Below are 23,564 nucleotides of genomic sequence, written 5' to 3'. Positions count from 1 at the left end.
CCGAACCGGCAGGGAAAGAGAAGATCGGGCTACGAGTCACCCTGACTCTGCGCGCGGGTGCGCTGAATGCTCCCGACCTCGCCTTTGATCGGCAGCCAGTAGAAGGGGATGAACGCGATGACCACCACGAGGCCCACGACCGGATGAAGGGCGCCGAGAGCGGTCCCGACGGCGATCCAGAACGGCGCGGGGCGGAAGCGTCTGCTGATCGCCCGGGCGGTGTCATTGTCGGTGGTAGAGGTCAGCAGACGACGGCCGTGCCTGGCGTACTCCCAGATCACGTTGAAGAGGATGGCGGCCACCTCGTAGGTGGCCCCGTAGAAGATGAGTGCGGTGCGCTTGCCGTGGCCGGACTCGAACGCGTGAGCCAGGAGGGACGAGGCGAACGGCAGGAACGCGATCACCATCAGCAGCAGGGTGTTGAGCAGGAGCAGCATGCGGTCGGCGGAGCGGATGTGGTCGAACATGACGTGGTGGTTCACCCACATCTGCCCGATCAGCAGGAAGGTGATCGCGTACGCCACGTACGAGGGCCACAGTTCGATGAGGCCGCGGAGCAGGTGCTCGGTGTCCTCCGGCGGCTGGATCTCCAGGACGAGCAGCGTAACGGCGATGGCGATGACCGCGTCGCTGAAGGTCACCGCCCGCTTCGGATCTCGTTCCGCACCGATCGGGTTGCTGGATCTGGTCGCGCCCTTCGTGGAGGCGTCGCGAGCCGCGCGGAACCAGCGCATGAGCCCCCCCGAAGATGAGAGCACCCGGTCACGCACCGCGGGCAGGGCTGCCCACGGTGGTCATCCAAGAGCCTTCCGGTGCCGCGGGTTCCCGCCGTCGCTTGAACCAAACCGGCTTGCGGCTGCCGTACCAGCCCCTGCTGCCGTCACCGTTCCCTGATCCGTTGCCGCCACCACGCCTGCGCGTGCCACGGACTCAGCTCGGCAGCTCGGGGGTCGGGCAGCGTCTTCCGGAGAAACTCGTCGTCCAACGGGTCGACGACACGCCGCAACTCGCGGGAGGCTGCCGTTGGCAGTCGGCGCATCGCGTCGCCCAGGACGTCTCGCTGGTACAACACATCGCAATCCGGACAGGGACAGTCATCCCCTAGATCGAGCCACCGTCCCGAGCGTCGAATGGTGCGACGGTAACCGGCCAGCGCTGTCGCTACTGCAACGAAACCCGGATGGGTGCCTTCGAGCCTGGCGATCGCCGCGTTCGCGCCGTTCGAGAGACCATCGATGGGGCGCAGCTTGCCCGCATTCCGCCCGGCCGACTTCAACAGTGCGCGCAGCGCACCAGGTGACCTACGCGCCATGGACCTTTCGGGGCTGAGTCATGACGAGCACCTTGCCACACCACGACCGGGCCCCGCCAACCCATTCGCGCTGTGGTGACGCCGCCTGGATGAGTCGGCCTCAGCCGATGTTGATCAGCAACACCTGGTCGCTGCGAAGGTCGGAAATGGTTTCGCGCAACAGCCTCAACGTGTCCAGACCGGCCATGCCGCTCTCGTCGAAGTCCACCCCCATCTCCGTGAAGTGGGCGGCCAACTCCTCCTCGCGGTGCGCGCCGGGGTCGAGCTGATCCAGTAACCCCGGAGCTGGAGTGATGAGCGTGGTCAGGCCGTACGCGCTGTTGATGGCCTCCGACTCGGCATTGAGCTCCGACTGGTCAAGGTCGATGCCGCGCTCCTCCAGATAGGTAAGGACGTACAGCATGCAGTAGCCGGACCAGTCGTACTCCTGCCGCGTCTTGCTCCCGTGTTCGGCCAGGTACGTGTGGAACGACGACGGCGATGTGCGGGCCAGGCGGGCCAGCTCGGTGATGCCGTCCCTGGGGACCACTGTCAGTGAGGCGATTGCAGACAACGCATCCTCCGTCGGTTCAGGAGAGCACGCGGTAGGTGACGTGCAGGACCGTGCTCGCCGCCCGCGCCGTCAGTTGTTCGAGGTTCAGCGGCGGGACGCCCTCGAACAGCCGCACACCGGCGCCGAGGGTGAGCGGCACGATGTGCAGCCGCAGCTCGTCGACCAGACCGGCGGCGAGGTACTGGTTGATGGTGGTCGCGCCGCCGTGGATCAAGATGTCGCCGCCACCGGCCGCCGTGCGTGCCTGCGTGAGCGCCGACTCGATCCCGTCGGTGACGAAGTGGAAGGTGGTGCCGCCCTCCATCGGCTGCGGCTCCCGGGCGTGGTGGGTGAGCACGAACACCGGCTTGTGGAACGGTGGGTTCTCACCCCACCAGCCGTTCCACTGCCGATCCCATGCGCCGCGCACGGGGCCGAACATGTTGCGGCCCATGATGACCGCTGAGGCGGTGTTGCTCAGGTCGAGCTCGGCCTGGTTCTCCTCGGCGTCGTCGAACATCCAGGAGTGCAGCCCACGGCCCCAGCCGTCACCGCCGTCGTCGCCGAACGGGCGTTCCTCGGTCTGGTTCAGCCCGGCCGAGTAACCGTCGGCGGAGATGGTCTGGTCGGCAATCACCTTGCCGTCACGTGTGGTCACTGCGCTCACCTATCGGGGGGACGGGGACGGTTGAACATTCCGGCCATCGACTGTCGGCCACGGCACGACGGGGTCGCCGGCCGTCGGACGGTTGGGCTGCGCTCCAACGAACATGAAAAGCAGCGCGGCGGCCAGCACCACGGGGGCCAGGGCGCACGCGACACTCACCACCACCACCGTGACCCGAGAGCTGCTGTCGGTCTCGGTCTCCCGTTTCGGGAAGGCATACACGCCGACCAGGAGGAGGACGAGCCACAGGGGCACCAGCAGGGGAGCGAGAGCGGGCCAGACGGGCCAGACCGGCTCGACGACGATGCCCGGGCCCAGGACCATCCAGGTGAGGGCGGCGCCCGGGAGGAGGCCAACCGTCACCAGGGTGCAGACCAGCAGGGGTACGGGTCGACGTCGCCGTGCCACCCACCCGAACAGCGCCGCGCCGGCTGCGGCGCCGGCGAGGGTGCCAGCGACCGTGCTGGGCAGGAACTTGCCGGGCGCGGCCGGTGCGATGGTCAGCTCTGTCCCGCTCGCAGAGTATTCGAGCGCAACCGTCAGGCCGTCGCGCTCGGCCCGCCAGCCGTCGCACAGGTAGCCAGGGACGCGGTGGAGCCCCTGCCACCCCTGCGTCCGGGCGCTGCGCCGGAACTGCTCGGAGAGCCCACAGTCGTCACCATCGTCGTACTGGAAGGAGTCCCGGCTCGAGCCCAGGTCGTCGGCAGCGAGATGGACGCCCCACCGGTAGCCATGAGCGACCCGACCCGAGTGGACCGGCACCGCTCCAGGAAGCAGCTGCGCCGCCAGGCTCTGCGCCTGGTCGCCGCTGGGCGGCGTGACACCGCGACCGCCGTACCACGCACCAAGGCTCAGGCCGACAGTACCCAGCAACACCGCACCGAGCAGCACCAGCGCGACGTGCCGCAGCCGATGGCTCACCAGCGCCCCTCTCTTCAGTGGTGCGCTAGAGGTTAGCTCCCGAGGCCCGGCCGTGCTGCCCGGCTGGTGTCGCCGCAGGAGCGAGGTGGATCGTGTCCATTACGCGACGAATAGATCGAGTTTGCTGGGCTGGGGACGTTAGTTTGATTCGGTGATTTCGATGGTTGGTACGGGCGTGCGGGTCAGGCTGCTCGGGCCGGTGGAGGTGGTCGTCGCCGGCAACTCGCAGGCGGTGAACGGCGTGCGCCGCAAGGCGGTACTGGCCACGTTGGCGCTGCACGCCGGCCGTGTAGTCAGCATCGACCGGCTCATCGACGTGGTCTGGGGCGACCAGCTACCGGCCACCGCTGCGAACACGTTGCAACGCCACGTCTCGTACCTACGCGGGGTGCTCGGCGAGCCCCTGTCGATAGTGGCGCGCCAGCCCGGATACCTGCTCGACACCGGGCCGGACTCCACTGATGTCCAGGCCGCCGAGCGCCTCATCGAGCTGGCCCGGCGCTCGACGGACCGTAACGAGCAGGTGAGGCACCTGACGGCCGCTGTGGCACTGTGGCGGGGCCCACCGCTGGCCGACGTGGCCGGGTCGGCGTGGCTTGAGGAGCAGGCGGAACACCTGGCGCGCCTACGGTTGGAGGCCGAGCGATCGCTCGCCGAGGCCCGGCTGTCCGTCGGTGAGCACGCCGGCCTCGTTCCCGGGTTGGAGCGGCTGGTCCGACAGCACCCCTTCGACGAGCACCTGCACGCGCAGCTGATGCTCGCCCTTTACCGCGACGGCCGCCAGGGGGAGGCGGTCGCCACGTACCGGCGGCTGCGTGACAACCTGCGGGAGAACCTCGGCCTCGACCCGGGTCCGCGGCTACGTGACCTGGAGTGCGCCATCCTGCGCCAGGACAGCGCGATCGCCGCACCGGCCGCGGCGGCACCACAGCGGGTCGCGGCGCAGCTGCCTCCCCCCGTACCCACGTTCACCGGACGCGGCGCGGAGCTGGCGGCCCTCGACGCGCTGGTCGACCGGGGCGGCGCCGTCGTGGTGTCCGGGACCGCCGGCGTCGGCAAGACCGCTCTCGCCTTGCACTGGGCGCACCGCGTGGCCGAGCGCTTCCCCGACGGGCAGCTGTACGTCAACCTGCGCGGCTTCGACCCGGCGGCCACACCGACCGAACCGGCGCGAGCGCTGCACGGCTTCCTGGAGGCGCTCGGCGTTCCGGTGGCCCGGATGCCCCGCGACCCGGACACGATGGCGAGCTTGTACCGCACGACGGTGGCGGGCAAGAGACTGCTGGTGGTGCTGGACAACGCCCGCGACGCGGAACAGGTCCGCCCGCTGCTGCCCGGCTCACCGGACTGCCTCGCCATCGTCACCAGCCGCGACCAGCTCATTCCGCTGGTCGTCACCGAGAGCGCCCAACCCGTGCCCCTCGACCTGCTGAGCCCCGGCGAGGCCCGCGACATGCTGGTCCGCCGTCTCGGGGAGCGTCAGGTCGCCGCCGAACCCGCCGCGGCCGACACCATCGCCGACCGGTGCGCGCGGCTGCCCATCGCCCTGGCCATCGTGGCCGCCAGAGCCGCCACCAACAGGCACTTCTCGTTGGCCGCCGTCGCCGGCGAACTGGGCGACCTGGACGCCTTCCGCGCAGGCGACGAGGCCACCGACGTACGGGCGGTCTTCTCCTGGTCGTGCCGGACGCTCAGCCCAGCCGCGGCCCGGCTGTTCCGGCTGCTGAGCCTGCATCCCGGCCCGGACGTCTCCGCCCCGGCCGTGGCCAGCCTGGCCGGCGTCGGTGAGCAGGCGACGGGTCCCCTGCTCACCGAGCTGACCCGGGCGAACCTCTTCACCGAGCACACGTACGGGCGCTACGCGTTCCACGACCTGCTGCGCGCGTACGCGGCCGGCCTCGCCGACGAGGCCGAGTCGCCGGCCGAGCGTCGGGCCGCCATCCACCGGCTGCTCGACCACTGCCTGCACACCGCCCACGCCGCCGACCTGGCACTGCACCCGCATTTCAGCGCGATCAGCCTCCCGCCACCCCCGGCGGGTGTGACGCCGGAGCGACCCAGGAGCCGGTCGGCCGCCGCGGCGTGGTTCACCACCGAGGTCCCCGTCCTGCTCGCCGCGGTACCGCTCGCGGCGCGCTCCGGGTTCGAGGGACACGCGTGGCGGCTCGCCTGGGCCATGGCCGGCTTCCTGCACAGGCAGGGGCACTGGCAGGACTGGCTCGGCACCCAACAGATCGCGCTGGCCGCCGCGTCCCGCATCGGGGATCAGGCGGGGCAGGGCCACGCGCACCGCAGCCTCGGTCTCGCCTGCTCCCGGCTCCGACGGTACGACGAGGCCGACGACCACCTGAGGCGCGCACTCGACCTGTTCACCGAGGTCGGTGACGACGCCGGACGGGCGCACACCTGCCTGAACCTTGGTCAACTGGCCGAGCGGCAGGGGCAGCACCAGCAGGCGCTGCGCCATTCCCGGCGGGCGCTGACCCTGTTCCGGGGGACCGGGAACCGGGCCGGGCAGGGGTACACCCTCAACGCTGTCGGTTGGCAGGAAGCGCTGCTCGGCAACTACCAGCACGCGCTTGAATCGTGCGGCGAGGCGCTGCGGATGTTGCAGGAGGTGGACGACGTCCAGGGGCAGGCCGACACCTGGGACAGCCTCGGCCACGCCCACCACCAGCTCGGGGACGACCGGCGCGCCATCGCGTGCTACGAGCACGCCCTCGAACTCTTCACACAGGTCAACGACCGGTACGCCGAAGCCAGCACGTACGTCAATCTCGGCGGCAGCCACCGGGCGCTCGGCGACCTCGGCGCCACCCGTGGCGCGTGGCGCCGGGCCCTGACGATCCTCGACGAACTCGGCGATGCCGACGCCGACTCGATCCGCGCCGACCTCGACCAGCTCGACGCCACGCGGCTGCACTGACGTACTCCGCTTTCAGCGCCGTTTCCGGGCCGCTTCAGCGCAGCCAGCCACTCTTCGGACACCAGTTTCTTCCGCACCAGGAATGGAGCGTTCGATGAGTCGTTTGGCACACCGCCTCGCGGTGATCGGGGTGGTCAGCGGGACGGTGCTGGCCATGTCCTCCGCCGCCGTGGCCCACACCGACAAGCCGCCGCAGAAGGGCGCCGACTGCGTGGTCCAGCACGTCGACGAGCGCGGCAAGATCCTCCGTACCGAGACCGCGCCCGAGGGCCGGGAGTACGACCCCTTCCGCTGCGTCGGCGGGAAGTGGACGTTCGCCTGGGCGCCCTTCGAGGCGGACGACATGATCACGGCCAACGAGATCCAGATCGAGCCATCCGGTGCCGTCTCGGTCCGGCGGTTCACCGGCCCCGCCCTCGGCAACGACCTCACGGTGGGCGAGATCGCTGGCATCGCCCAGGCCGTCAGCGGCAGCCGGGAGGTGCTGGTCGACCGCGCGATCGTGGCCGTCGACGACGGCAAGGAGCGGACCCCGGAGCAGGTCGCGGCGCTGCTGGCAGGCAAGGACGACACCGGTGTACGGGTGCTTGACATCATCGAGAAGCCCAATGCCGCCATGTCGACGAAGGACGTCATCGACGAGGCCGGCGGCACACCCGAGACGACAGTCGTCTACTTCAGCATCTGGGGCGCGATCAAGTCGGTGTTCGCCTGGATCGTCGACACGATCGGCGAGATCGGTGAGTGGATCGACGACCACTGCGACGCGGGTTCCCCCAACGACTTCGGCGACGTGATCACGTGTCAGTGGTAGCCCGTCCCACCCCGCCGACACCGATCACCGAGATGAGGACAGGATGACAACTCTGCGGGACATCACCAGGCGCGCCACCATCGTCACGACCGCCCTGATCGTCGGGCTGACCGCTTCGTACGCCCCGTCGCAGGCCGCCGAGGGGGAGGCCCGGACGACGATCACCGACCACCCTGGTGCCCCGGGCACGATGCTCCAACAGTTCGAGGACCTGACCGGCCGACCCGTCGGCGACCTGGACAAGGTGCTGGCCGTCGACACCGGCGGGCGGAACCTCACCGGTGACCAACTCGCGGCGCTCGCCGCCGGCAAGGAGGTCGACGGTGTCACTGTCGTCGGCACGATTCCGGGCAGCCGGGACGTCCTCGGCGCGACCATGGCCGACCTCGCCGACGGCGCGTACGACGGCAGCGGCGACAGCGGGACACCGACGTCCCTGCTCTTCTCCTCGTCCACCCCCGACGGCCGGGAGTGGTGCCTGACCATGTGCGTCGCCTCGGGCAAGACCATCTGGCAGTGCCTGTTGTCGCGCCGGACGGGCGAGCTGATCCTCACCCTCGACCTCGCCGGCGCTACCACGGTCGGTGGGACGAAGGCTGCCTTCGAGAAGGCCAAGGGCGTCGCCGTCGACGGCCCGGACACGGTCGACACGCTGATCGGCGATCGTGAGCCCTCGGCGGACGAGATCAAGATGCTCCTCGACGGCAAGGACATCGAGTCGATGCGCCGGGTGGCGACAGTGGCCGGGCCGGACCCCGGGTGGGCGCTGGCCGACATCGCCGAGAAGTCCGGCGTCGTGTACTCGAAGAACAGAGGCCACCTCTTCACTTTCACCTCTCCGGTCCTCGGCAAGGTCCTCGTGTGGTGCAACTCGAAGGATGGTGGCAAGACCTGGAAGTGCTCGGCCCTTTGATGGGGGTTCTGACGGTTAGACCGTCAGCGGTCCCGCTCCGCATCGACCTCGCCGGTCGGTGCGGAGCGGGATTCCACGCTTGCGTTCATGACTATGTAGTGCGTCCGCGTTCGGCCGCGTTGACCAGTTCGCCGAGACGGTAGCGCAGGACGCGCGCTTGGCCGATGGACAACACCACCTGGTTGGACGCCGTGCCGTCAGTCGCGGTCATCACCACCATCGGTTCGGCCGTCGGACGGGTGGTCTGCACCAACCCCAGGATGATGACCGATGTCTCGGGTCGGTTGGTGTCCACGTCCAAGATCCGGGACCGGTGTTCCCTGCCTCGGTCGCACCCGTCGCGGCCACACCAGCGGGGGTGCCGGGCGTCTGCCGCCAGCGTCCCGGTGGGGAAGACGTGCACAAACCCGCATCGCCGTTCCACGTCTTGTGTGATCTGGGCCAGGGCAGTGGTGAACCCGGCCGCCGTGATGGCGTCGGTCGCCGCGCTCGGATGGGCGGAGCAGACGTAGGCCACACCGTCCAACGACTCGGTCCCGATTTGGCTGTAGACCTCGATTCGGAGGGCCGCAGGCTTTCCGCAGTCGACCAGCGCGAAAGGTAGTTTGGTCATGGGTCGCCTCCCTGGGGCGATCAAGTCCCCCGGTCAGCGTTCGCAGCGCGAACCGGGGGACGCATCTACCAGTGCCAACTACTTACGGTATCTGTATAGGCCAATGCTTTGAACTCATGCAGTTGGCCAAATGATAACCCCGATGCGCTTGGCCTAGGTAGGTGCCGGACAAGATGGCCAAGTGGATCTCGACGGGGCTATGCGTGCGCTGAAGGCCGCCGAGGAGGCGCTACCCCAGGCGGAGGAACAAGCCGCGCAGGCCGCCCGCCAGATCAAGGCCGATGCCCGCGCCCGGGTCGACCACGCCCGCGCCGAGCTGCACCATGCCATGGTTGCGGAGCACCGGGCTGGCGCACGGCAGGTGGATCTCGTGAAGCGGACCGGTTACAGCCGCGAACGGGTCCGCCAGATCCTGCGAGCCGCCGGCATCGAGGCGGACTGACCCGGATCGAACCCCATTGAGCAGGGGAGTGGTGCTATCGGACGACAGCGTCGACGCATGTCCGGTAGGGACGGACGGTAGCTCTGGCCGAGCGCGTCCCTGATACTCGTCAAGTGATCAGCAACGAGCCTCGCGCCCCGTGGTTGCCTCGCGCGCCCCACCCAGCCGACAGCTCGACACTGCCGCTCTACATGGTCATGTTTTTTGTCCTGGGCCTCGTTGGCTTCGCGGCGCATGGGTTGGCAGACGGCAGGGAAGGGTTCGTTCTCGCGAGCATCATCTCGGGAGTGTTCTTTGCCTGCTTCCTGATCCTCTTCGCGGTCTACTGGATCGGATACCTGCTCAAGGGACACGCCATCTGGCAGGCCGAGCGCCAGGCTGAGTCAAACGGGCCGTCTACGGGTCAACAACCAGAGGACTGAGTCGTCCGCTTGAACACCTTGCGAGCGCGGCGTTGTGCTGTGAATCGTGAAACGCTGCTGGCATGGCGAGGAGGAGCGAACGGACCTGGTTCCGGATGACTCGGAGGCAGCGGGCCATCTTCGTGGTCGGTGCCTGCGTCGCGCTGGTAGGGCTGGTGCTGGCCCTGACGGTCCACACCGCGCTCGGGTCGATCATCATGGCGGTGGGCACGTTCACCATGATCGGCGCCCAGATCTTCGCCCCACCCGGGTAGCCACCGACAGACCCGGATCTGCCTGGCGTGCGATCCTCCACTCAACCCCGGAGGCCGCAGGTGGCGTCTCACTCTGCGTCCGCACTGAGACGCGAGGTGGACGCGACCTGGAGGTGGCGTGAGTCGGCACGAGGACGACGAAGAGTTTCGGCTGTTCGTCCAACGACAGTGGGGGTCGCTGCTCCGAACGGCCTACCTGCTGACCGGTGACCGGGGGACAGCCGAGGACCTGACGCAGTCGGCGTTGGAGAAGACCCATCGGCGCTGGGGTCGGGTGCTGCGCAGGGACGCGCCCGAGGTCTACGTACGCCGGGCGATGGTGAACACGGCGATCTCCTGGCGGCGTCGGCGGCGGCCGTTGGAGGTGCCGCTGCTGACCTCCGACAGCCAGCCGGCGCATGACGCGTACGTGCAGGTGGAGCAGCGCCAACTACTCCTCGCCGCGTTGCGGCGATTACCGCCCCGGACGCAGGCGGTGCTGGTGCTGCGCTACTTCGAGGATCTGAGCGAGGCGGACACCGCCAAGGTCCTCGGCTGCTCCGTCGGCGCGGTGAAGAGCCAGGCGTCGCGCGGGTTGGCCCGGCTGCGGAGCGACTTCGCCCCGCCCGCCGCTCAGTCCCCGGCACGGCTAGAGGAGGAACTGGCATGACCGGCAGCTTCGCCAATTCGACGCTCAGCCCGGCGCTGCGGCAGGCCGCGCACGGCGTCGACGTACCCGAGGACCCCTGGCCCGGGTTCGTCCGCCGGGAGCGACGGCACCAGCGGACGCGGCTGGTCCGCACCGCGTTGGCCGCCGCGGTCGGGGTCGCGCTCGTCGGGGTCCAGACCAACGTGGTTCCGCTGCCCGGATGGGCACCTGGCATCGCGGTCGCCGCCACACCGACGGCGCTGCTCGACGCGCCACCGCGGGGCGCGCTGGCCGGGGACCGGGCCTGGCTGGACACGCTCCGAGCGCGGATCAGCGCCGATCCGCCGGTGCGAATCGACGCCCCGGTGGGTGCCTGGAAGATCGGCGATCGTGACCGGATCCGTCTGATCTACGGCAGTGACCAGCCGGGCCACCGGGTCGCGCTGGTCGCGGTGCCGCTGCGGTTCGGCCTGCTGACCAGGGAGGCACTGGTCTGGTACGTGGGTCCGGCCGGGGCCGGGGCCGAACAGATGCGGTACGGCGGCCACAGTGAGGGTGACGACGTCCCGGTGATGACGCTGATGCAGGCCCACCCCGACCGGGCCGGGTTCGCGGTCGCCGTCGGCCCGCCCGAATCCACAGTGACGATCAGTGGCGAACCTCGATACACGTCGAGGGGGACTGTGGAGTACCAGGACATCGCCAGGGCGGACGGCGGCGGGGTCGGGCTCGCCGTGCTGCCGCCCGAACCCCTGCCGCACGAACCCGTCGTCCGGGTCGGCCGCGGCGACCGGGTGTACTTCCAGGGCGGTCTGGGCGGCGGCCCGTACGCGGGGATCGATCCGACCGGGCCGGAGATGAACACCCTGCTCAGCGGCGCTCGCCAACCCGACCGAGGTACGCCGCTCGACGACGCCAATCTCCGCAACTTCGTCCGTACGGCATTGCAGGACAGCCACCTCCCGGCCGTCGGCACGACGGTTCGGCTGCGGTGGTCGGGCCGCGAGCAGGGCCAGGCCGGCGCGCTGCTCACCGTGCAGCCGGCTGGCGGGGGAGTGATCGCGTACGCCATGCACGGCGACGATCGGACCGGCTGGTGGACCGACCTGCGGCTGCTGTTGCCGGCCGAGGGCGCCGACCAGCGACCGATCGGCTGGCGGGTCCGGACCGAGGACGGTGCCCGTCCCGCCACGGGCGAGGTGCGGGTGATCGCCCCGCCGGACGCGGCCCGCGTCACTGTGACGGTCGGAGACGCGCCCCCGGCCACTGTCGCCCTCGACGCGTCGAACGCCGGCACCACCCGGGTGCCACCGGACCAGGCGGCCACTCTCACCGCGTACGGCAGGGACGGCGGCGTCCTCGGGACCACCCCGTTGCCGCCCGTGGAGACCGACAGCAGCGCGGGAGGTCTGCCCGGCGACAGCCCGGCGACCAGGGTGACGCAGTGACGCAGCGGCAGGTGGGCCGAGCCGTCCGAGGACGGCTCGGCCCACGTCGGTCTCTAGGATCGACAGCCTTAATGGCGAAGACGGCCTGTGGGAGCGCATGGTGACGAGCGAGGCGGAACGGCCGCCCGACCGGCTCGCCGACATCGCCGAGCGGGCCGAAGTCGTACTCGTCGACTTCGACGGTCCGATCTGCCGCCTCTTCGGCAGCAGGGCCGCGCCGCGCATCGCCGCCGACCTGCGTGAGCTGATCCTCAGCCGGGGCGTCGTCCTGCCCGACGAACTGCGCGACGGGGACGACCCGCTGGAGCTGTTCCGTGCGACAGCCGTGTTCGCGCCCGAGCTGGTCGGGGAGGTCGGTGCGGCCCTGGCGGCGGCGGAGGTCGAGGCAGCGGCGTCCGCGGAGACCACGATCGGAGCCTTCGACCTGGTCGCGGCGTGCCTGGCGACCGGGCGCCCCCTCGCCATCGTCAGCAACAACTCCGCCGCCGCCATCGACGCCTACCTCGGGCGCCGCGACCGGTCCCGCTACTTCGCCGCCGTCATCGGGCGAGGCGAGCACCCCGATCTGCTGAAGCCCAACCCGACGCCCGTTGTGCGGGCCCTGCAAGAGCTGAAGGTCGCACCCGATGCCGCTGTTCTGGTCGGTGACTCGGTCACCGACGTGGAAGCCGCCCGCGCAGCCGGTGTCGCCTGCATCGGGTACGCCAACAAACCCGGCAAGGCCGAACGCCTCACCGCCGCCGGCGCCGACGCGATCGTCACCGACATGACCGACCTGGCGGGCGTCCTCGCTCGTACGCGCACGCCGGCCAGCCTGCTGCAGTGGGTCGAGTCGGGCGGCGGGCCGCTCATCGTCGTGCCGACGACGGCGCTCGGCGAGTGGAGGGGCGCGTCGGTCGACGACGATGACTCCTGGGGTGACTACGACCGGGCCTGCCGGGTCGACGGTTACGTGGGGGTGCTTGACGTCGGTGCCGTCCAGGCGCTCGTTCTGGCCGACGAGCCGGCTTCCACCACGTACCTCCCGGACCGGCGGATCTTCGTACGGTGGCTCTACGCCGCCTCCGAGGCGGATGTCGTCCGCCTCGTTCCCCGGGCGGTCAGGATCGCCCGCTGGGAGGACGCGGGTACGTGGACGACCAGCGGGCCGGCCGAGTTGTTCGACTCCGGCTACACCGGCGACGGGCTGGAGCACACCACCCACCTCACCGTGGACCTGGCTCGTGGCACGTACCTGATCCGGACCGCTTTTGTGCAACCCGACAAGAGGACGGCGCTGATGCTGGTCCACCTGGTCGAGCAGACGCAGCCGGTCTGAGCGGCCCGAACAGGTCCGAACAGGCCGGTGAGCAGCCCGGACGGCCGCATAGCTGTTCGGAACAAGCACCGACCGTAGTGGATGCCTAACTGGCGGCAATACGCTGACGTCCAATCACCCGGACGCCGGCGAACGACATGGGTGATGAAGTCGCCGACATGTGGGGGCCTCCAACGTTCGGTCAGCGCTGTCGCCTGTTCAAGCGGCGACACACACCCCTGGAGAGGGAGACATCATGCGAATCCGTCGTGTTATCTACGCAGCGGCCGTCGGGGCCATCCTGGCGGCCACCTGGATGGCCGCGCCGGCTCAAGCCGGTTGGGGTCACGGCTGGTAATCGGCTTCGGGCGAATGCGGGCGGGCCGGCGCCCAGCGGGACTCCGGCCCGCCCGACACCCACACGGCCGGACTTCTGTCGCCTCGCGGCGGGTCCTCGCACCTCGAGGAGCCACCGGGAGGTGGGTCGCCCCGGCTATGAGTCGAGTCGGGGCTCGCACAGGCTCTGGGCGTCCTCGTGCCAGGCGCTCCCGACGAGAGCGACCGGGTAGCGCGCCTCTCTGAGCCGCTTGTCCTCGGTCTCGACGGAGAACCGCACCGACAACGGCTCCAGCTCGAACGCCTTCGCGCACTCCAGTTGCAGTTCGACGGGGATCTGGCCGGTGCCACCCGGGCGGACCTGCCGGGCCTGGCCCATACTCCGTACCTGGACGCCCGGCCTTTCTGCCTGAACCGCGCGGATCGTGATCGGCGCGGGGCCGGTGTTGATCAGTGTCAGCTGCCCGTTCAGCAGGACGGTTCCCCTGCTGTTGAAGCCTCCCGAGAAGCCCGACTCGGGCAGGGCCACGAGCGAGACCACAGTGGACCGCTCGCGCTGTGCCCGAGAGTCGCGCAACTCGCCGACACCGATGCCGCCGAGCACCACACCGATCGCGAAGGCGGCGACGAGTGACAGGAGTATCTTCCGCCTGTTCGCGACGCTCCCGTGGGTGCTGCCACTCCGTTCGGCCGGTTCAGGACCGTGTTCGTCGAGATCGATCACCACATGTTCCGCCGCCATTGCGACAGCCTAGGGCTGGCACATGTCCGGTCAGGAGGCGGCTGTGCGGACCTCTGACACGATGTGATGCATGGATGGGGAGCAGCGGGAGCGCGCCGTCTTCGTCGCCGAAGCCGAGTTGCTCGAGCAGCGGCACGACTCCTGGGCTTCACTTCAACGGAGGCAAGCCGCGTTCTGGCAACGCTGGAACACCCTGACCACTGTCTCGTCGGCGGTCCTCGCCGGCGCGTCGGGGGCGGCCGGGCTGGCCTCCGCCGAGCTCGGCACGGCGGCCGCGATCGCGGCCCTGGTGGCCGCCGGCCTCGCCTCGGTGGCCAGCAGTTCCGGGGCCGCCCACCGCAGCGAAGTGGCGTTCACCTCCGCTGCGGCCAACCAGGCCCTGGCCGACCAGGCCAGGGCCTTCCGGACCATCTGGGCTCCACACCAACCGCTGACCGATGTGCGAGCCCGGTTTGCCGAACTCTCCCTTCAACGCGATCAGGCGGTCACCAGCGCGGCGTTGAAGTTGGGCAGGCGGTCGTTGATGCGGTATCTCCAGAGGAACACGCCCTCGGTCAACCCGCGAGGACACTGACGCCGCCGCCCGCCGGGTTTGGCTCGCGGCACCGGAGCCGGGCGCCGCGCCTCAGCCACCCGTCAGGACGCGGCCGTGCGCATCTCCGTTCTGGTCGGGACGACGCGGTGGCGGCGCACCGGGTAGAGCACCGGGTGCGCGATGCTCCACGCGGCGCCCGCGCAGACGAACTCCTTGTAGCGGGCCGCCAGCTTCCCGGTGAGCTGGGCCGGCCTGGCCCGGTCGTCGGCGGTCACGTACTGGATGATGCCGTCGCGGCGGCCGAGGCTGATGCACTGGTTGAAGTAGCGCAGCGGGGCCTTGGGGAACTTCGCCCGACCGGTCAGGCGTGCGGCGATGGCGTCGGCGGCCTGCCAGGCCATCGGGATGCCCGAGGCGCAGGACATCCGCAGTGGCTTGCCGCCCGGCCCTTCGGCGATCGCGGCGTCGCCCACCGCGTACACCTCGGGGTGTGAGACCGACCGCATGCTGGAGTCGACGATGATCTGTCCGGTCGCCGCGACCGTCAGGGTCGTGGCGGCGGCGATGGGGTGCACGGCGAAGCCGGTCGTCCACACCGTCACCTGGGCCGGGATCTCCCGACCGTCTCGGGTGACAGCACCGGTCGCCTCGACCCGCGCGATGTCGGTGTGTTCGTGCACCGTGATGCCGAGCCGGTCGCAGACGCCACGCAGGTGCTGCTGCGCCTTGCCGTTGAGCCAGTCGCCGAGACCCCCGCGCGCGGCGAGCGCGACATCGAGGTCCGGCCGGGTCTCCGCGATCTCGGTGACCGCTTCCAGGCCGGTGAGGCCGCCGCCGACGACGAGCACGGTCCCGCCGGCCGCGAGGTGGGCGAGGCGGTCGCGCAACCGCAGCGCCGAGGGCCTGCCGGCGATGTCGTACGCGTGCTCGGCGACCCCGGGGACGCCGTGGTCGGCGGCAACGCTGCCGAGGGCGTAGACGAGCGTGTCGTACGCGATCTCGTCGGTGCCGTTGTCGTCGGCCAGCGCGACGGTCCTGCGGTCGACGTCGACGGCCGTGACCCGCGCCCGTCGAGGGTTGACGCCGGTGCCGGCGTAGACCTTGCTCAGTGGGCGTGGTGTGAGGTCCTGTCCGGTGGCGAGTTGGTGCATGCGGACCCGCTCGACGAAGTCCGCGTCGGCGTTGACGAGGGTGATCTCGGTGTCGTCCGGGTGCAGCCGCTTGGCGAGGCGCCCGGCGGCCATGGCTCCGGCGTAACCCGCTCCGAGGACGACGATGCGGTGCTTCATGGTGGCACTCCTGTCTCGGTGGTGGTCGCTTCCTGAACCGGACAGCGACGCGATTCCTGACAGGAGTTGGCTATGAGCTGGATCACCAGACGCGGAGGGTGGGCTCCTCGTGCTCCGAGGCGGACCACTGCCGGGTGGCGCGGACGAGCTTGTCGGGGTTGACCTGGTTGTGGATGGCAGTGACACCCTCGGGCGTCACCTGCACCGACATCACGCCGATGACCCGGTCGTCGATCACGACCACCACTGCCGGAGCGCCGTTGGCGGTGGTGACGTACATGGCTGGGCTGCCCCCGACCAGGTCCCGCTTGACATCGGCGGGCTTGAACAGGCCACGCAGGAACTTCGCCACCGCCAGCGCGCCGACGATGGGCGCGGACCGGGCCGGGATCTTGCCGCCGCCGTCGGCGGTGCTCGTCGCGTCGTCGGTCAGCAACTCCACCAGCCGCTGAATCTCGCCGTTGTTGGCCGCCGTGAGGAACTCCGCGACGACCTTCCGGGCGGTGGCCAGGTCGACCTCCGCGCGGGCCCGTTCGGCGGTGACGTGCTGCTTGGCACGCCGGTAGGTCTGCTGGCAGTTCGACTCGCTGATGCCGAGGATCGCGGCGACCTCACCGTGCGAGTAGCCGAAGGCCTCCCGCAGCACGTACACCGCGCGCTCGTTCGGCGACAAGCGCTCCAGCAGGGTGAGCACCGCCATCGAGACCGACTCGCGTTGCTCGGCGGTGTCGAGCGGGCCGAGCATCCGGTCCCCGGCGAGGACCGGTTCGGGCAGCCACGTGCCCACATAGGTCTCTCGTCTGGCCCGCGCCGAGGTCAGCTGGTTGAGGCAGACGTTGGTGAGGACCTTCGTCAGCCACGCCTCGGGCGTTTCGACGTGCTCCCGGTTGGCGCCCTGCCAGCGGAGGAAGGTGTCCTGGACGGCGTCCTCCGCGTCGCTGGCCGAGCCCAGCAGGCGATAGGCGATCGCCTCCAGGCGGGCCCTGGAGTGCTCGAACACCTCGACCTCGTCCGGACTGAGCGGCATGACTAGACAGTATCCAGACGGACGGCGGACGGCGGACGGCGGACGGCGGACAGCGGACAGCGGACAGCGGACGGTTCAGGGTTGGCTCGTGCTGGGGCCGGAGACCCGGCTCGGCTTCCGCCGACCCACGTAGAAGATCCGCCCGGCCAGCAGCAGCACGAGCGCCAGCGGCACCAGCACGGGAGCGAGGGCGGGCCAGACCGGCCACGTCGGTTCGGCCAATCCATTCGCCAACAGGCCCTGCCAGGTGAGGACGACGCCCGGGAGGAGGACGATCGTCACCAGCGTGCCAACCAGTCGGGGTACGGGTGGACGTCGCCGTCCCGCCAGCCCGAACAGCACCGCGCCGGCCGCGGCACCCGGGACGGTGGCAATGAGGATGACGGTGACGTAGCCGTCCGGCGCGGCTGGCACGAACCTCAGGACCGCCATGCGGTCCACCTGGGTGAGCGTGGCTGTCAGCCCGTCCCGTTCGGCCCGCCAGCCATCGCATGGCGTGCCAGTGACCCGATGGTTGCCCTGCCAACCCAGTGCGGCGGCGTTGCGCCGTACCAATTCGGAGTGCCTGCATTCGTCAGCTATAGCGTCGACGTAGTGGTATTCCGCGTACGCCGAGCCGAAGTCGTCGGGGCCCAGGGCACCGTGGACGTAGTTGAGGCCGACGCTCGAGCCGACTGACTCGGTGCCGGGAAGCAACTCCGCCGCCATGCTCTCTACCCGGTCGAAGTTGACTGGCACGGTGCCGCGGCCGGCGTACCAGGAGCCGAGGCTCAGGCCGGCGGTGCCGAACAGCGCCGCGCCGAGCAGCACCATCGCGACCTGCCGTAGTCGATCTCGCACCGATGGACCCCTTCCCTGGTGCGGGGGAGCGTAGCCGAGCGCAACCAGCTCTGGATGTCCCGCGGGAGGGGCCGGGAGTGCGCTGTGGTCGTACCCTTGCCGCGGTGACGTCCGATCCGTTGCGCCGAGCCCTCACCGCACCCGCGGACCCGCCGCTACGGCCCCTGCCCGACCAGGTCGTCGCCCTACTGGAGGCCCTGGACGCGCCGCCGCGCCTCGCCGCGCACCTGCGGGCCGTGCACGACGTGGCCGCGCAGCTCACCGACGCGATGGCGCACCGGTTCCCGCAACTCCCGTTCGACAGCGAGGCGGTGCTCTTCGGCGCCGCCACCCACGACATCGGCAAGGTCCGGCACCCGGAGGAGTTGTCCGGGCCCGGTTCCGCCCACGAGCCCGCCGGTTACGAGCTGCTGCTCCAGCACGGCGTCGCCGAGTCGTCGGCCCGGTTCGCGCGCGACCACGCGTCCTGGCACCAGGACGGCGTCGGCGTCGACGACCTGCTGGTCAGCGTGGCCGACAAGGTGTGGAAGGGAAAGCGGGTCACGGACCTGGAAGAGTTGCTCGTGGACCGGCTGGCCCACGCCACCGGCCGGGAGCGCTGGTCGGTCTTCCTCGACCTGGACGACATCCTCGACCGGATCGCCGCCGACGCGGACCGTCGACTCGCCTTCCAGGCGACCCATCCGGTACGCGGGTGACCCCGGTCAGCGGCTCGCCGGACCCGTTCCCACCGATCGGCGTGGTGGGCGCGCGGTCGGTGTCTCGTCGTACGGCGTCGACCGGTCGTGGAGGCTGGCCACCACCGCTGCGGTCAGGCAGATCGCCGCGGCCGTCATGAGCGGCGGGCGGGCGCCGAGGTGAACGGCCGCGGAGCCGAGCGGGATCGCCACGACGAGCGGTCCGAACATCGCGGTGTTGGCCGTCGCGGAGACCCGTCCCAGCAGCGCCGATGGCGTGTGGGTCTGCACGGCGGTCACCGCCGCGACCAGGGTCCAGGGCAGCCCGACGCCGGCCACCACCGCCCCGACGACAGTGGCCGGCCACCACGGCAGGCAGCGCGCCAGGCAGCCGATCGCGAACAGCGCCGTTCCGACGACACCGACGGCACCGGGACCTCGTGCCGCGATGAGCCGGCCGACTATCAGGCCACCGAGAATGGAACCGGCGCCCTGCGCGCCGGCCAGCACACCCAGGAACGTCGTCGGCAGGCGCAGCTCGGTCACAACGATCGCGTAGATCCCCGCCGTCGTGAAGCCGGACATGGCGATCGACATCGCGGCGAGCACGACCGGCAGCCGTGTCGCTCGCTGTCCGAACAGGACCACCAAGCCGGCGCGCGGGCCGTCGCCGCCTTCGGTGGGTCGCGCGGCGGGCGTCCGGTTCAGGCGAAGAAGCGCGTACAGGGTGGCGACCAGGATCGGCATTGCCGCACTGAGGACGGCGACAGCGTGGCCGCCCCGCCAGGCGTAGAGGCCGGCCCCGGCCAGTGGAGCGACGAGCTTCATGCCCTCCTGTGCGCTGGAGCGCCACCCGTTGACGTCGCCGAGTTCGGTCGGCGCGAGTGCCGACGGCAGCAGCGCCGTCTCGCCGGCGTCGATCAGCACGTAGCTGATGCCGTAGGCGCACGAGACGGCGAAGATGAGCCAGGTCTGCCCCGGCCCGCGTACCGCGAGGAGCGCCAGCAGTGTGGCTGCCAGCATGAGGTTGACGGCGATGACCAGCGGCCGCCGGGGTGCCCGGTCGAGCAGGCCGCCCAGCCACGGGCCGGCGAGCACCGGGGCGTAGACGCAGAGCCCGGCGAGGGCGGCGAGGCTGGTCGAGCCGGTGAGGTCCAGGATCCAGATGCCGGCGACCAGGGACATGGCGCTGCTGCCGAAGCCGGACAGCAGGGAGATCGCCACGAACAGGCCCGCGTTGCGACGCATGAGCACTCCGAGTTGAGTCGAGGTGACTCATATCCTCAAGCTTGAGCGACGCACGGGCAATGCCGCTGCACCCTGTCAACGGTCCGTTGACAGGGCGACGTCGATCTTCGTCGCGGCGGTTCGAGCGGGCGCGGGCAGTCGCTCACCCGCTTCGGCGAGATCGGTGGCGAGGAGCACTGCCAACGCGTGCAGCGAGCCCGGGGTGGCGTCCAACGCGGCGTCCACGGTGCTCCGCACGAGCGCCGCTCGGCGAAATCGCCTGTCCCACCGCTGATCGGCGCCGATCCACCGGCCGAGGTCGGCCACCGCCGCCCGCAGCGTCGCGATCTGCGGAGGCATCCGGAGGTCGAGCCGCTGCCGCCGCGACCACCGCGCCGCCATCAGCCGCTGGCGACGCTGCTCGGCGGCCTGCCTGCTGCCGAGGCCGAGTGCCGTCGCGATCTGGGCCCACGTCGCACCGTCGTGGCGCGCGCGGTCGATGATCTCCAGCTCCTGCTCGTCCAGGCGGGCGCGGGTAGCGCGAACCTCCGCCAACCGAGCCAGCTCCGCCGTCATCTGTCAACGCTACATTGACAGCGTCCGGGCCTCGGCGGTGATCGTCCGGGGAGCACGGACCATGAACACGTCCACCGGATCCTCGGTGTCGACCGCGAAGCCGTGCCGCTCGTACAGCCTCCGGGCCGGGCTGCCCCGCAGCACGTTCAAACGCACCTGCGTGCCGGCGCGATCGCACCGGTCCAGCAGCTCGCGCAGCACGGCCGTGCCGATGCCACTGCCCTGCAACAGCGGGGCCAGGTAGAAGTGCTCCAGCCAGTTGGCGTCCGCGTCGGGCCGCAGCGCCACGCAGCCGGCGAACGCGCCGTCCACCTCGACGACCCAGGTGTACGCCGGCGCGAAACGGTCCCGCAGGCGCTGCCGTACCCGCTGTTCGTCGTACCGCCCGAGCCGCTCCAGGTCGGCCCGCAGCACCACCGCCCGCAACTCGGCCACCGCTTCGACGTCCGCCGCCGAGGCCGGCCGAAGCTCCCAGTCCGCCATGATCAGTAAGTTAGCGCGGCCCGGTGTCCTAGCAGCGGGGCCTGTCGTATCGTTCTCCGATGGTGCAGCCGGTGTGGGCGAACGGTGACGCGTACGAGGCGTACGTGGGTCGGTGGAGCCGCCTGGTCGCTGTGGAGTTCCTGCGCGGCTTGGCCGTTGCGCCGGGGCGGCACTGGCTCGACGTGGGGAGCGGCACCGGAGCACTGACCTCGACGATCCTCAGCCACAGCGACCCCGTCGAGATAACCGGCATCGACCCGTCGGAGGGTTTCGTCGCTGTCGCGCGTACCCGGGTCACCGACCCCCGGGCGGCCTTCCAGGTCGGTGACGCGCTGGCGCTGCCGCTGCCCGATGGTGTCGCGGACGTGGTGGTCAGCGGATTGACGCTCAACTTCGTGCCGGAGCCCGAGCGGGCGGTGGCGGAGTTCGCCCGGGTGGTCCGGCCGGCCGGGGTGGTGGCCGCCTACGTCTGGGACTACGCCGAGGGGATGGCGATGATGCGGCACTTCTGGGCCGCCGCCGCACAGCTCGACAGGGCCTCGGCGAAGCTGAACGAGGGGAACCGCACCACTGTGTGTCAGCCCGACGCGCTCCGCACGTTGTGGGAGCGGGCCGGGTTGCGGGACGTGTCGGTCTGGCCGGTCGACGTACCGACGACCTTCACCGACTTCGCCGACTACTGGACGCCGTTCCTCGGCGGTCAGGGGTCGGCGCCGGGATACGTCGCGACGTTGGCCGAATCCGACCGGGCCGCGCTGCGGGAGTCGCTGGCCACCCGGCTGCCGGTCGAGCCGGACGGCTCGATCCGGCTCACCGCGCGGGCCTGGGCCGTACGCGGCACGCTGCCCGAGTAACAGTCGCGCCGAGCCCTTCCGGGCCCTTGTCGCAATTCGGACAAGACGGTAAAGCCCCAGGTAGAGCACCCTTGGGGCAGGTGGAGGTAGACGGGTGGCGGGCCACATCCCGATCCTCCGGACCGGTGGGGACAACATCGTCCGTACCGGCGCCGCCCTCACCCAGCCCGGCCTCGAAGCCGTGGCGGTCACGGCACAGCCGCCGTGCCGATCGCGCGTACGACAGGCCGTGGCTGTCACCGACACCACCGCGGGCGCCCGCGGCGGTGCCTCCGCCCACCGGGACAAGGACGTCAGCACCACCGGCAGTCAGGTAACTCCGTCCGCCGGTAGTGCCTACCGTCCCCGTGCCCCGCCGGCCTTTCGCACTGTGGACCCCGCCAGGGTCCGGCGTCGCTGAACCGCGCGCCGGAGCCCCGGCGACCGAGCAAGAAAGGGCCCGACATGGCCGCTCCCACTGCAACCGCAGCCCTGAACGCATCCGTCTTCGCGCCGGGTGACCAGATGCTGCTGACAGTCACCTACTCAGACGCCGACACCAAACCGCTGACCGTCACCATCGTGGTCGCCGACGCGCAGGGCAACAGCAGCGCGCCGGTCAAGGTCACGGCGGTCATCGACCCGCTCGCGGTGACCGTCACCGACAACTCCGGGCGTACCTGGACCCGGGTTTCCGACAACGGCTCCGTGGCCGTGTATCGGTCGGTGGCGTGATGCCCCGGGTAACCGTCCAGGTCCGCGACGCCGCCGGCAACACCGCGACGGCCGCCGCCGACTACAGCCTGGGCCAACCCGTGCTCGGCGGCTACTACCTCTCCGGCGGTGCCGATCCGACCGCCGACATGGCCGGCGGCAACTTCCGGTCGCTCACCCAGTACCGCAGCCTCGCCGACGGCTACATCTTCCCCGGCTACAACCGCCCCTGGCTGGTCAGCCTGGGCAAGGCCGGGGTGCAGATGAACATGGTCCTGGAGCTGAAGCACTACGGTGCTCCGAACTACGGACCGCAGAGCTTCGCTGTGGACGGCACCAGCTACACGGTGCCGGCGCCGACGATGACCATCCAGCAGCGCCCCGGCGCGACCTGGCCGAAGGCGTACGGGTACGGCCAGGTGCTCAAGGGGCAGTGTGACGGGCTGCTGGCCCGTGCCCTGTCGCAGTACCGGACGCTCGGCTTCGGGGTGAACATCCAGCTCGCCTCGGAACTGGACACCGATCACGAGTTCGGCACCACCGAGGACGGCAAGGCATACACCTGGGCCGAGTCGGACGCTCGGGCGGTGCAGGCGATGAACTACATCCTGACGTGGTTCAAGGCGCGGACGCTGCCGGCCGGGACGACCTTCTCGGTGGGGCTGGGCGGCTTCGACCGGGCCTGCTTTCAGCGCACCCACCCGGAGTCGCTGATGTCCCGCCTCGACTATCTCCAGTGGAACGCGTACGGCACCAACGCCAGCCACACGGCGCTGGCCCGGTTTCGGCGTACCAAGGACTGGGCGGTCGCGGATCTTGGCCCGGTGGCGCTGTCCCGACCGGTGATCATCGCCGAGTGGGGGGTCAGGTCGGCCGAGATCCCGGACCAGGCGGCCTGGATCGCCACGGTGCCGGCGGCGATCGCTCAGCTCAACGCCGAGCGTGGGCCACGGATCGTGCGCACCAACTACTTCAACTCCGGATGGGGCACCCTGACGCCGAAGGCCGTCGGGTTGGCCGCGCTCCGCGAGGCGTACGCCAAGCGGCCGTACGTCTGAGCGGGTTCCGGCGGCTCCGGGCTCCGGGGCCGCCGGGA

Annotated in this window: 27 protein-coding genes; 14 read left to right on the top strand and 13 right to left on the bottom strand. The window is 70.5% G+C overall.

The window, feature by feature from the left end:
- Positions 1 to 29: 29 nt before the first annotated feature.
- The 5 genes from AB0C19_RS08580 to AB0C19_RS08560 form a co-directional block, all read right to left on the bottom strand.
- Positions 30 to 734, bottom strand: a complete 705-nt coding sequence (locus AB0C19_RS08580; RefSeq protein WP_357181444.1) for a TMEM175 family protein — start codon at positions 732 to 734, stop codon at positions 30 to 32.
- Positions 735 to 880: 146 nt separating this feature from the next.
- The gene (locus AB0C19_RS08575) at positions 881 to 1,072 is read right to left on the bottom strand and encodes a hypothetical protein (protein ID WP_238686921.1); all 192 of its coding nucleotides are present in this window, start codon (positions 1,070 to 1,072) and stop codon (positions 881 to 883) included.
- Between the two features lie 340 nt (positions 1,073 to 1,412).
- A complete protein-coding gene (locus tag AB0C19_RS08570; RefSeq protein ID WP_357181440.1) occupies positions 1,413 to 1,865 on the bottom strand; it encodes a hypothetical protein in 453 nt (150 codons plus the stop codon).
- Between the two features lie 16 nt (positions 1,866 to 1,881).
- Positions 1,882 to 2,502, bottom strand: coding sequence for a dihydrofolate reductase family protein (locus tag AB0C19_RS08565; protein WP_357181437.1), 621 nt, complete (start codon positions 2,500 to 2,502; stop codon positions 1,882 to 1,884).
- A 9-nt stretch (positions 2,503 to 2,511) separates the two neighbouring features.
- Positions 2,512 to 3,432 carry a hypothetical protein gene (locus AB0C19_RS08560; protein ID WP_357181434.1) on the bottom strand — a complete coding sequence of 307 codons (921 nt, stop codon included), beginning with the start codon at positions 3,430 to 3,432 and terminating at the stop codon, positions 2,512 to 2,514.
- 160 nt (positions 3,433 to 3,592) lie between these two features.
- On the opposite strand from AB0C19_RS08560, the gene AB0C19_RS08555 reads away from it, so the two are divergent.
- The 3 genes from AB0C19_RS08555 to AB0C19_RS08545 all read left to right on the top strand — a co-directional run bounded on the left by AB0C19_RS08555 (position 3,593) and on the right by AB0C19_RS08545 (position 8,085).
- Complete coding sequence (locus AB0C19_RS08555) at positions 3,593 to 6,358, top strand: BTAD domain-containing putative transcriptional regulator (RefSeq protein WP_357181431.1); 2,766 nt, start codon at positions 3,593 to 3,595, stop codon at positions 6,356 to 6,358.
- A 94-nt stretch (positions 6,359 to 6,452) separates the two neighbouring features.
- Complete coding sequence (locus AB0C19_RS08550) at positions 6,453 to 7,172, top strand: hypothetical protein (protein ID WP_357181428.1); 720 nt, start codon at positions 6,453 to 6,455, stop codon at positions 7,170 to 7,172.
- 43 nt (positions 7,173 to 7,215) lie between these two features.
- The gene (locus tag AB0C19_RS08545; RefSeq protein WP_357181425.1) at positions 7,216 to 8,085 is read left to right on the top strand and encodes a hypothetical protein; all 870 of its coding nucleotides are present in this window, start codon (positions 7,216 to 7,218) and stop codon (positions 8,083 to 8,085) included.
- Between the two features lie 91 nt (positions 8,086 to 8,176).
- Here the strand turns inward: AB0C19_RS08545 and AB0C19_RS08540 are convergent, their stop codons facing one another.
- Positions 8,177 to 8,698: a hypothetical protein gene (locus AB0C19_RS08540; RefSeq protein WP_357181422.1), complete on the bottom strand. Its 522-nt coding sequence runs from the start codon at positions 8,696 to 8,698 to the stop codon at positions 8,177 to 8,179.
- A 181-nt stretch (positions 8,699 to 8,879) separates the two neighbouring features.
- Here AB0C19_RS08540 and AB0C19_RS08535 point away from each other — a divergent pair, with 181 nt between their 5' ends.
- The 6 genes from AB0C19_RS08535 to AB0C19_RS08510 all read left to right on the top strand — a co-directional run bounded on the left by AB0C19_RS08535 (position 8,880) and on the right by AB0C19_RS08510 (position 13,210).
- Positions 8,880 to 9,140 (top strand): hypothetical protein, encoded by a 261-nt coding sequence (locus AB0C19_RS08535; protein ID WP_357181419.1) that lies wholly within the window; start codon positions 8,880 to 8,882, stop codon positions 9,138 to 9,140.
- A 113-nt stretch (positions 9,141 to 9,253) separates the two neighbouring features.
- The gene (locus AB0C19_RS08530) at positions 9,254 to 9,562 is read left to right on the top strand and encodes a hypothetical protein (RefSeq protein WP_357181416.1); all 309 of its coding nucleotides are present in this window, start codon (positions 9,254 to 9,256) and stop codon (positions 9,560 to 9,562) included.
- Positions 9,563 to 9,624: 62 nt separating this feature from the next.
- Entirely contained in the window at positions 9,625 to 9,816 is a 192-nt protein-coding gene (locus tag AB0C19_RS08525; protein ID WP_210820168.1) for a hypothetical protein, read from the top strand.
- Positions 9,817 to 9,934: 118 nt separating this feature from the next.
- The gene (locus tag AB0C19_RS08520; protein ID WP_357181412.1) at positions 9,935 to 10,465 is read left to right on the top strand and encodes a SigE family RNA polymerase sigma factor; all 531 of its coding nucleotides are present in this window, start codon (positions 9,935 to 9,937) and stop codon (positions 10,463 to 10,465) included.
- On the top strand, positions 10,462 to 11,892 hold the full coding sequence (locus tag AB0C19_RS08515) for a hypothetical protein (protein WP_357181410.1): 1,431 nt from the start codon (positions 10,462 to 10,464) through the stop codon (positions 11,890 to 11,892). The genes AB0C19_RS08520 and AB0C19_RS08515 overlap by 4 nt, the downstream gene beginning before the upstream one ends.
- Positions 11,893 to 11,992: 100 nt before the next feature.
- Positions 11,993 to 13,210: an Imm21 family immunity protein gene (locus tag AB0C19_RS08510; RefSeq protein ID WP_357181408.1), complete on the top strand. Its 1,218-nt coding sequence runs from the start codon at positions 11,993 to 11,995 to the stop codon at positions 13,208 to 13,210.
- A gap of 472 nt (positions 13,211 to 13,682) precedes the next feature.
- On the opposite strand, the gene AB0C19_RS08505 is transcribed toward AB0C19_RS08510, so the two are convergent.
- Complete coding sequence (locus AB0C19_RS08505) at positions 13,683 to 14,267, bottom strand: hypothetical protein (RefSeq protein WP_357181405.1); 585 nt, start codon at positions 14,265 to 14,267, stop codon at positions 13,683 to 13,685.
- Between the two features lie 70 nt (positions 14,268 to 14,337).
- Between AB0C19_RS08505 and AB0C19_RS08500 the strand changes: the two genes are divergently transcribed.
- A complete protein-coding gene (locus tag AB0C19_RS08500) occupies positions 14,338 to 14,841 on the top strand; it encodes a hypothetical protein (RefSeq protein ID WP_357181402.1) in 504 nt (167 codons plus the stop codon).
- Between the two features lie 62 nt (positions 14,842 to 14,903).
- Here AB0C19_RS08500 and AB0C19_RS08495 read toward each other — a convergent pair whose 3' ends face one another.
- From AB0C19_RS08495 to AB0C19_RS08485, 3 genes are all read right to left on the bottom strand, one after another.
- A complete protein-coding gene (locus AB0C19_RS08495) occupies positions 14,904 to 16,091 on the bottom strand; it encodes an FAD-dependent oxidoreductase (RefSeq protein WP_357181398.1) in 1,188 nt (395 codons plus the stop codon).
- Positions 16,092 to 16,173: 82 nt separating this feature from the next.
- Positions 16,174 to 17,118 carry an RNA polymerase sigma-70 factor gene (locus tag AB0C19_RS08490; RefSeq protein ID WP_357181395.1) on the bottom strand — a complete coding sequence of 315 codons (945 nt, stop codon included), beginning with the start codon at positions 17,116 to 17,118 and terminating at the stop codon, positions 16,174 to 16,176.
- 75 nt (positions 17,119 to 17,193) lie between these two features.
- Positions 17,194 to 17,958: a hypothetical protein gene (locus AB0C19_RS08485; RefSeq protein WP_357181393.1), complete on the bottom strand. Its 765-nt coding sequence runs from the start codon at positions 17,956 to 17,958 to the stop codon at positions 17,194 to 17,196.
- 104 nt (positions 17,959 to 18,062) lie between these two features.
- Here AB0C19_RS08485 and AB0C19_RS08480 point away from each other — a divergent pair, with 104 nt between their 5' ends.
- On the top strand, positions 18,063 to 18,656 hold the full coding sequence (locus tag AB0C19_RS08480; protein WP_266304745.1) for an HD domain-containing protein: 594 nt from the start codon (positions 18,063 to 18,065) through the stop codon (positions 18,654 to 18,656).
- 6 nt (positions 18,657 to 18,662) lie between these two features.
- Here AB0C19_RS08480 and AB0C19_RS08475 read toward each other — a convergent pair whose 3' ends face one another.
- The 3 genes from AB0C19_RS08475 to AB0C19_RS08465 all read right to left on the bottom strand — a co-directional run bounded on the left by AB0C19_RS08475 (position 18,663) and on the right by AB0C19_RS08465 (position 20,921).
- The gene (locus AB0C19_RS08475; RefSeq protein ID WP_357181388.1) at positions 18,663 to 19,883 is read right to left on the bottom strand and encodes an MFS transporter; all 1,221 of its coding nucleotides are present in this window, start codon (positions 19,881 to 19,883) and stop codon (positions 18,663 to 18,665) included.
- A gap of 75 nt (positions 19,884 to 19,958) precedes the next feature.
- Positions 19,959 to 20,438: a hypothetical protein gene (locus AB0C19_RS08470; RefSeq protein ID WP_357181384.1), complete on the bottom strand. Its 480-nt coding sequence runs from the start codon at positions 20,436 to 20,438 to the stop codon at positions 19,959 to 19,961.
- A 9-nt stretch (positions 20,439 to 20,447) separates the two neighbouring features.
- On the bottom strand, positions 20,448 to 20,921 hold the full coding sequence (locus tag AB0C19_RS08465) for a GNAT family N-acetyltransferase (protein WP_357181381.1): 474 nt from the start codon (positions 20,919 to 20,921) through the stop codon (positions 20,448 to 20,450).
- Positions 20,922 to 20,980: 59 nt separating this feature from the next.
- On the opposite strand from AB0C19_RS08465, the gene AB0C19_RS08460 reads away from it, so the two are divergent.
- The 3 genes from AB0C19_RS08460 to AB0C19_RS08450 all read left to right on the top strand — a co-directional run bounded on the left by AB0C19_RS08460 (position 20,981) and on the right by AB0C19_RS08450 (position 23,526).
- Positions 20,981 to 21,775, top strand: a complete 795-nt coding sequence (locus AB0C19_RS08460) for a class I SAM-dependent methyltransferase (protein WP_357181377.1) — start codon at positions 20,981 to 20,983, stop codon at positions 21,773 to 21,775.
- Between the two features lie 444 nt (positions 21,776 to 22,219).
- A complete protein-coding gene (locus AB0C19_RS08455) occupies positions 22,220 to 22,489 on the top strand; it encodes a hypothetical protein (RefSeq protein ID WP_357181374.1) in 270 nt (89 codons plus the stop codon).
- Positions 22,489 to 23,526: a hypothetical protein gene (locus AB0C19_RS08450; RefSeq protein ID WP_357181371.1), complete on the top strand. Its 1,038-nt coding sequence runs from the start codon at positions 22,489 to 22,491 to the stop codon at positions 23,524 to 23,526. The genes AB0C19_RS08455 and AB0C19_RS08450 overlap by 1 nt, the downstream gene beginning before the upstream one ends.
- Positions 23,527 to 23,564: the final 38 nt, after the last annotated feature.

The organism is Micromonospora sp. NPDC048842 (genome assembly GCF_040649935.1).
GTDB classification, from domain to species: Bacteria; Actinomycetota; Actinomycetes; order Mycobacteriales; family Micromonosporaceae; genus Micromonospora; species Micromonospora hortensis.
This window is presented reverse-complemented; position numbering and strand designations above follow the sequence as displayed.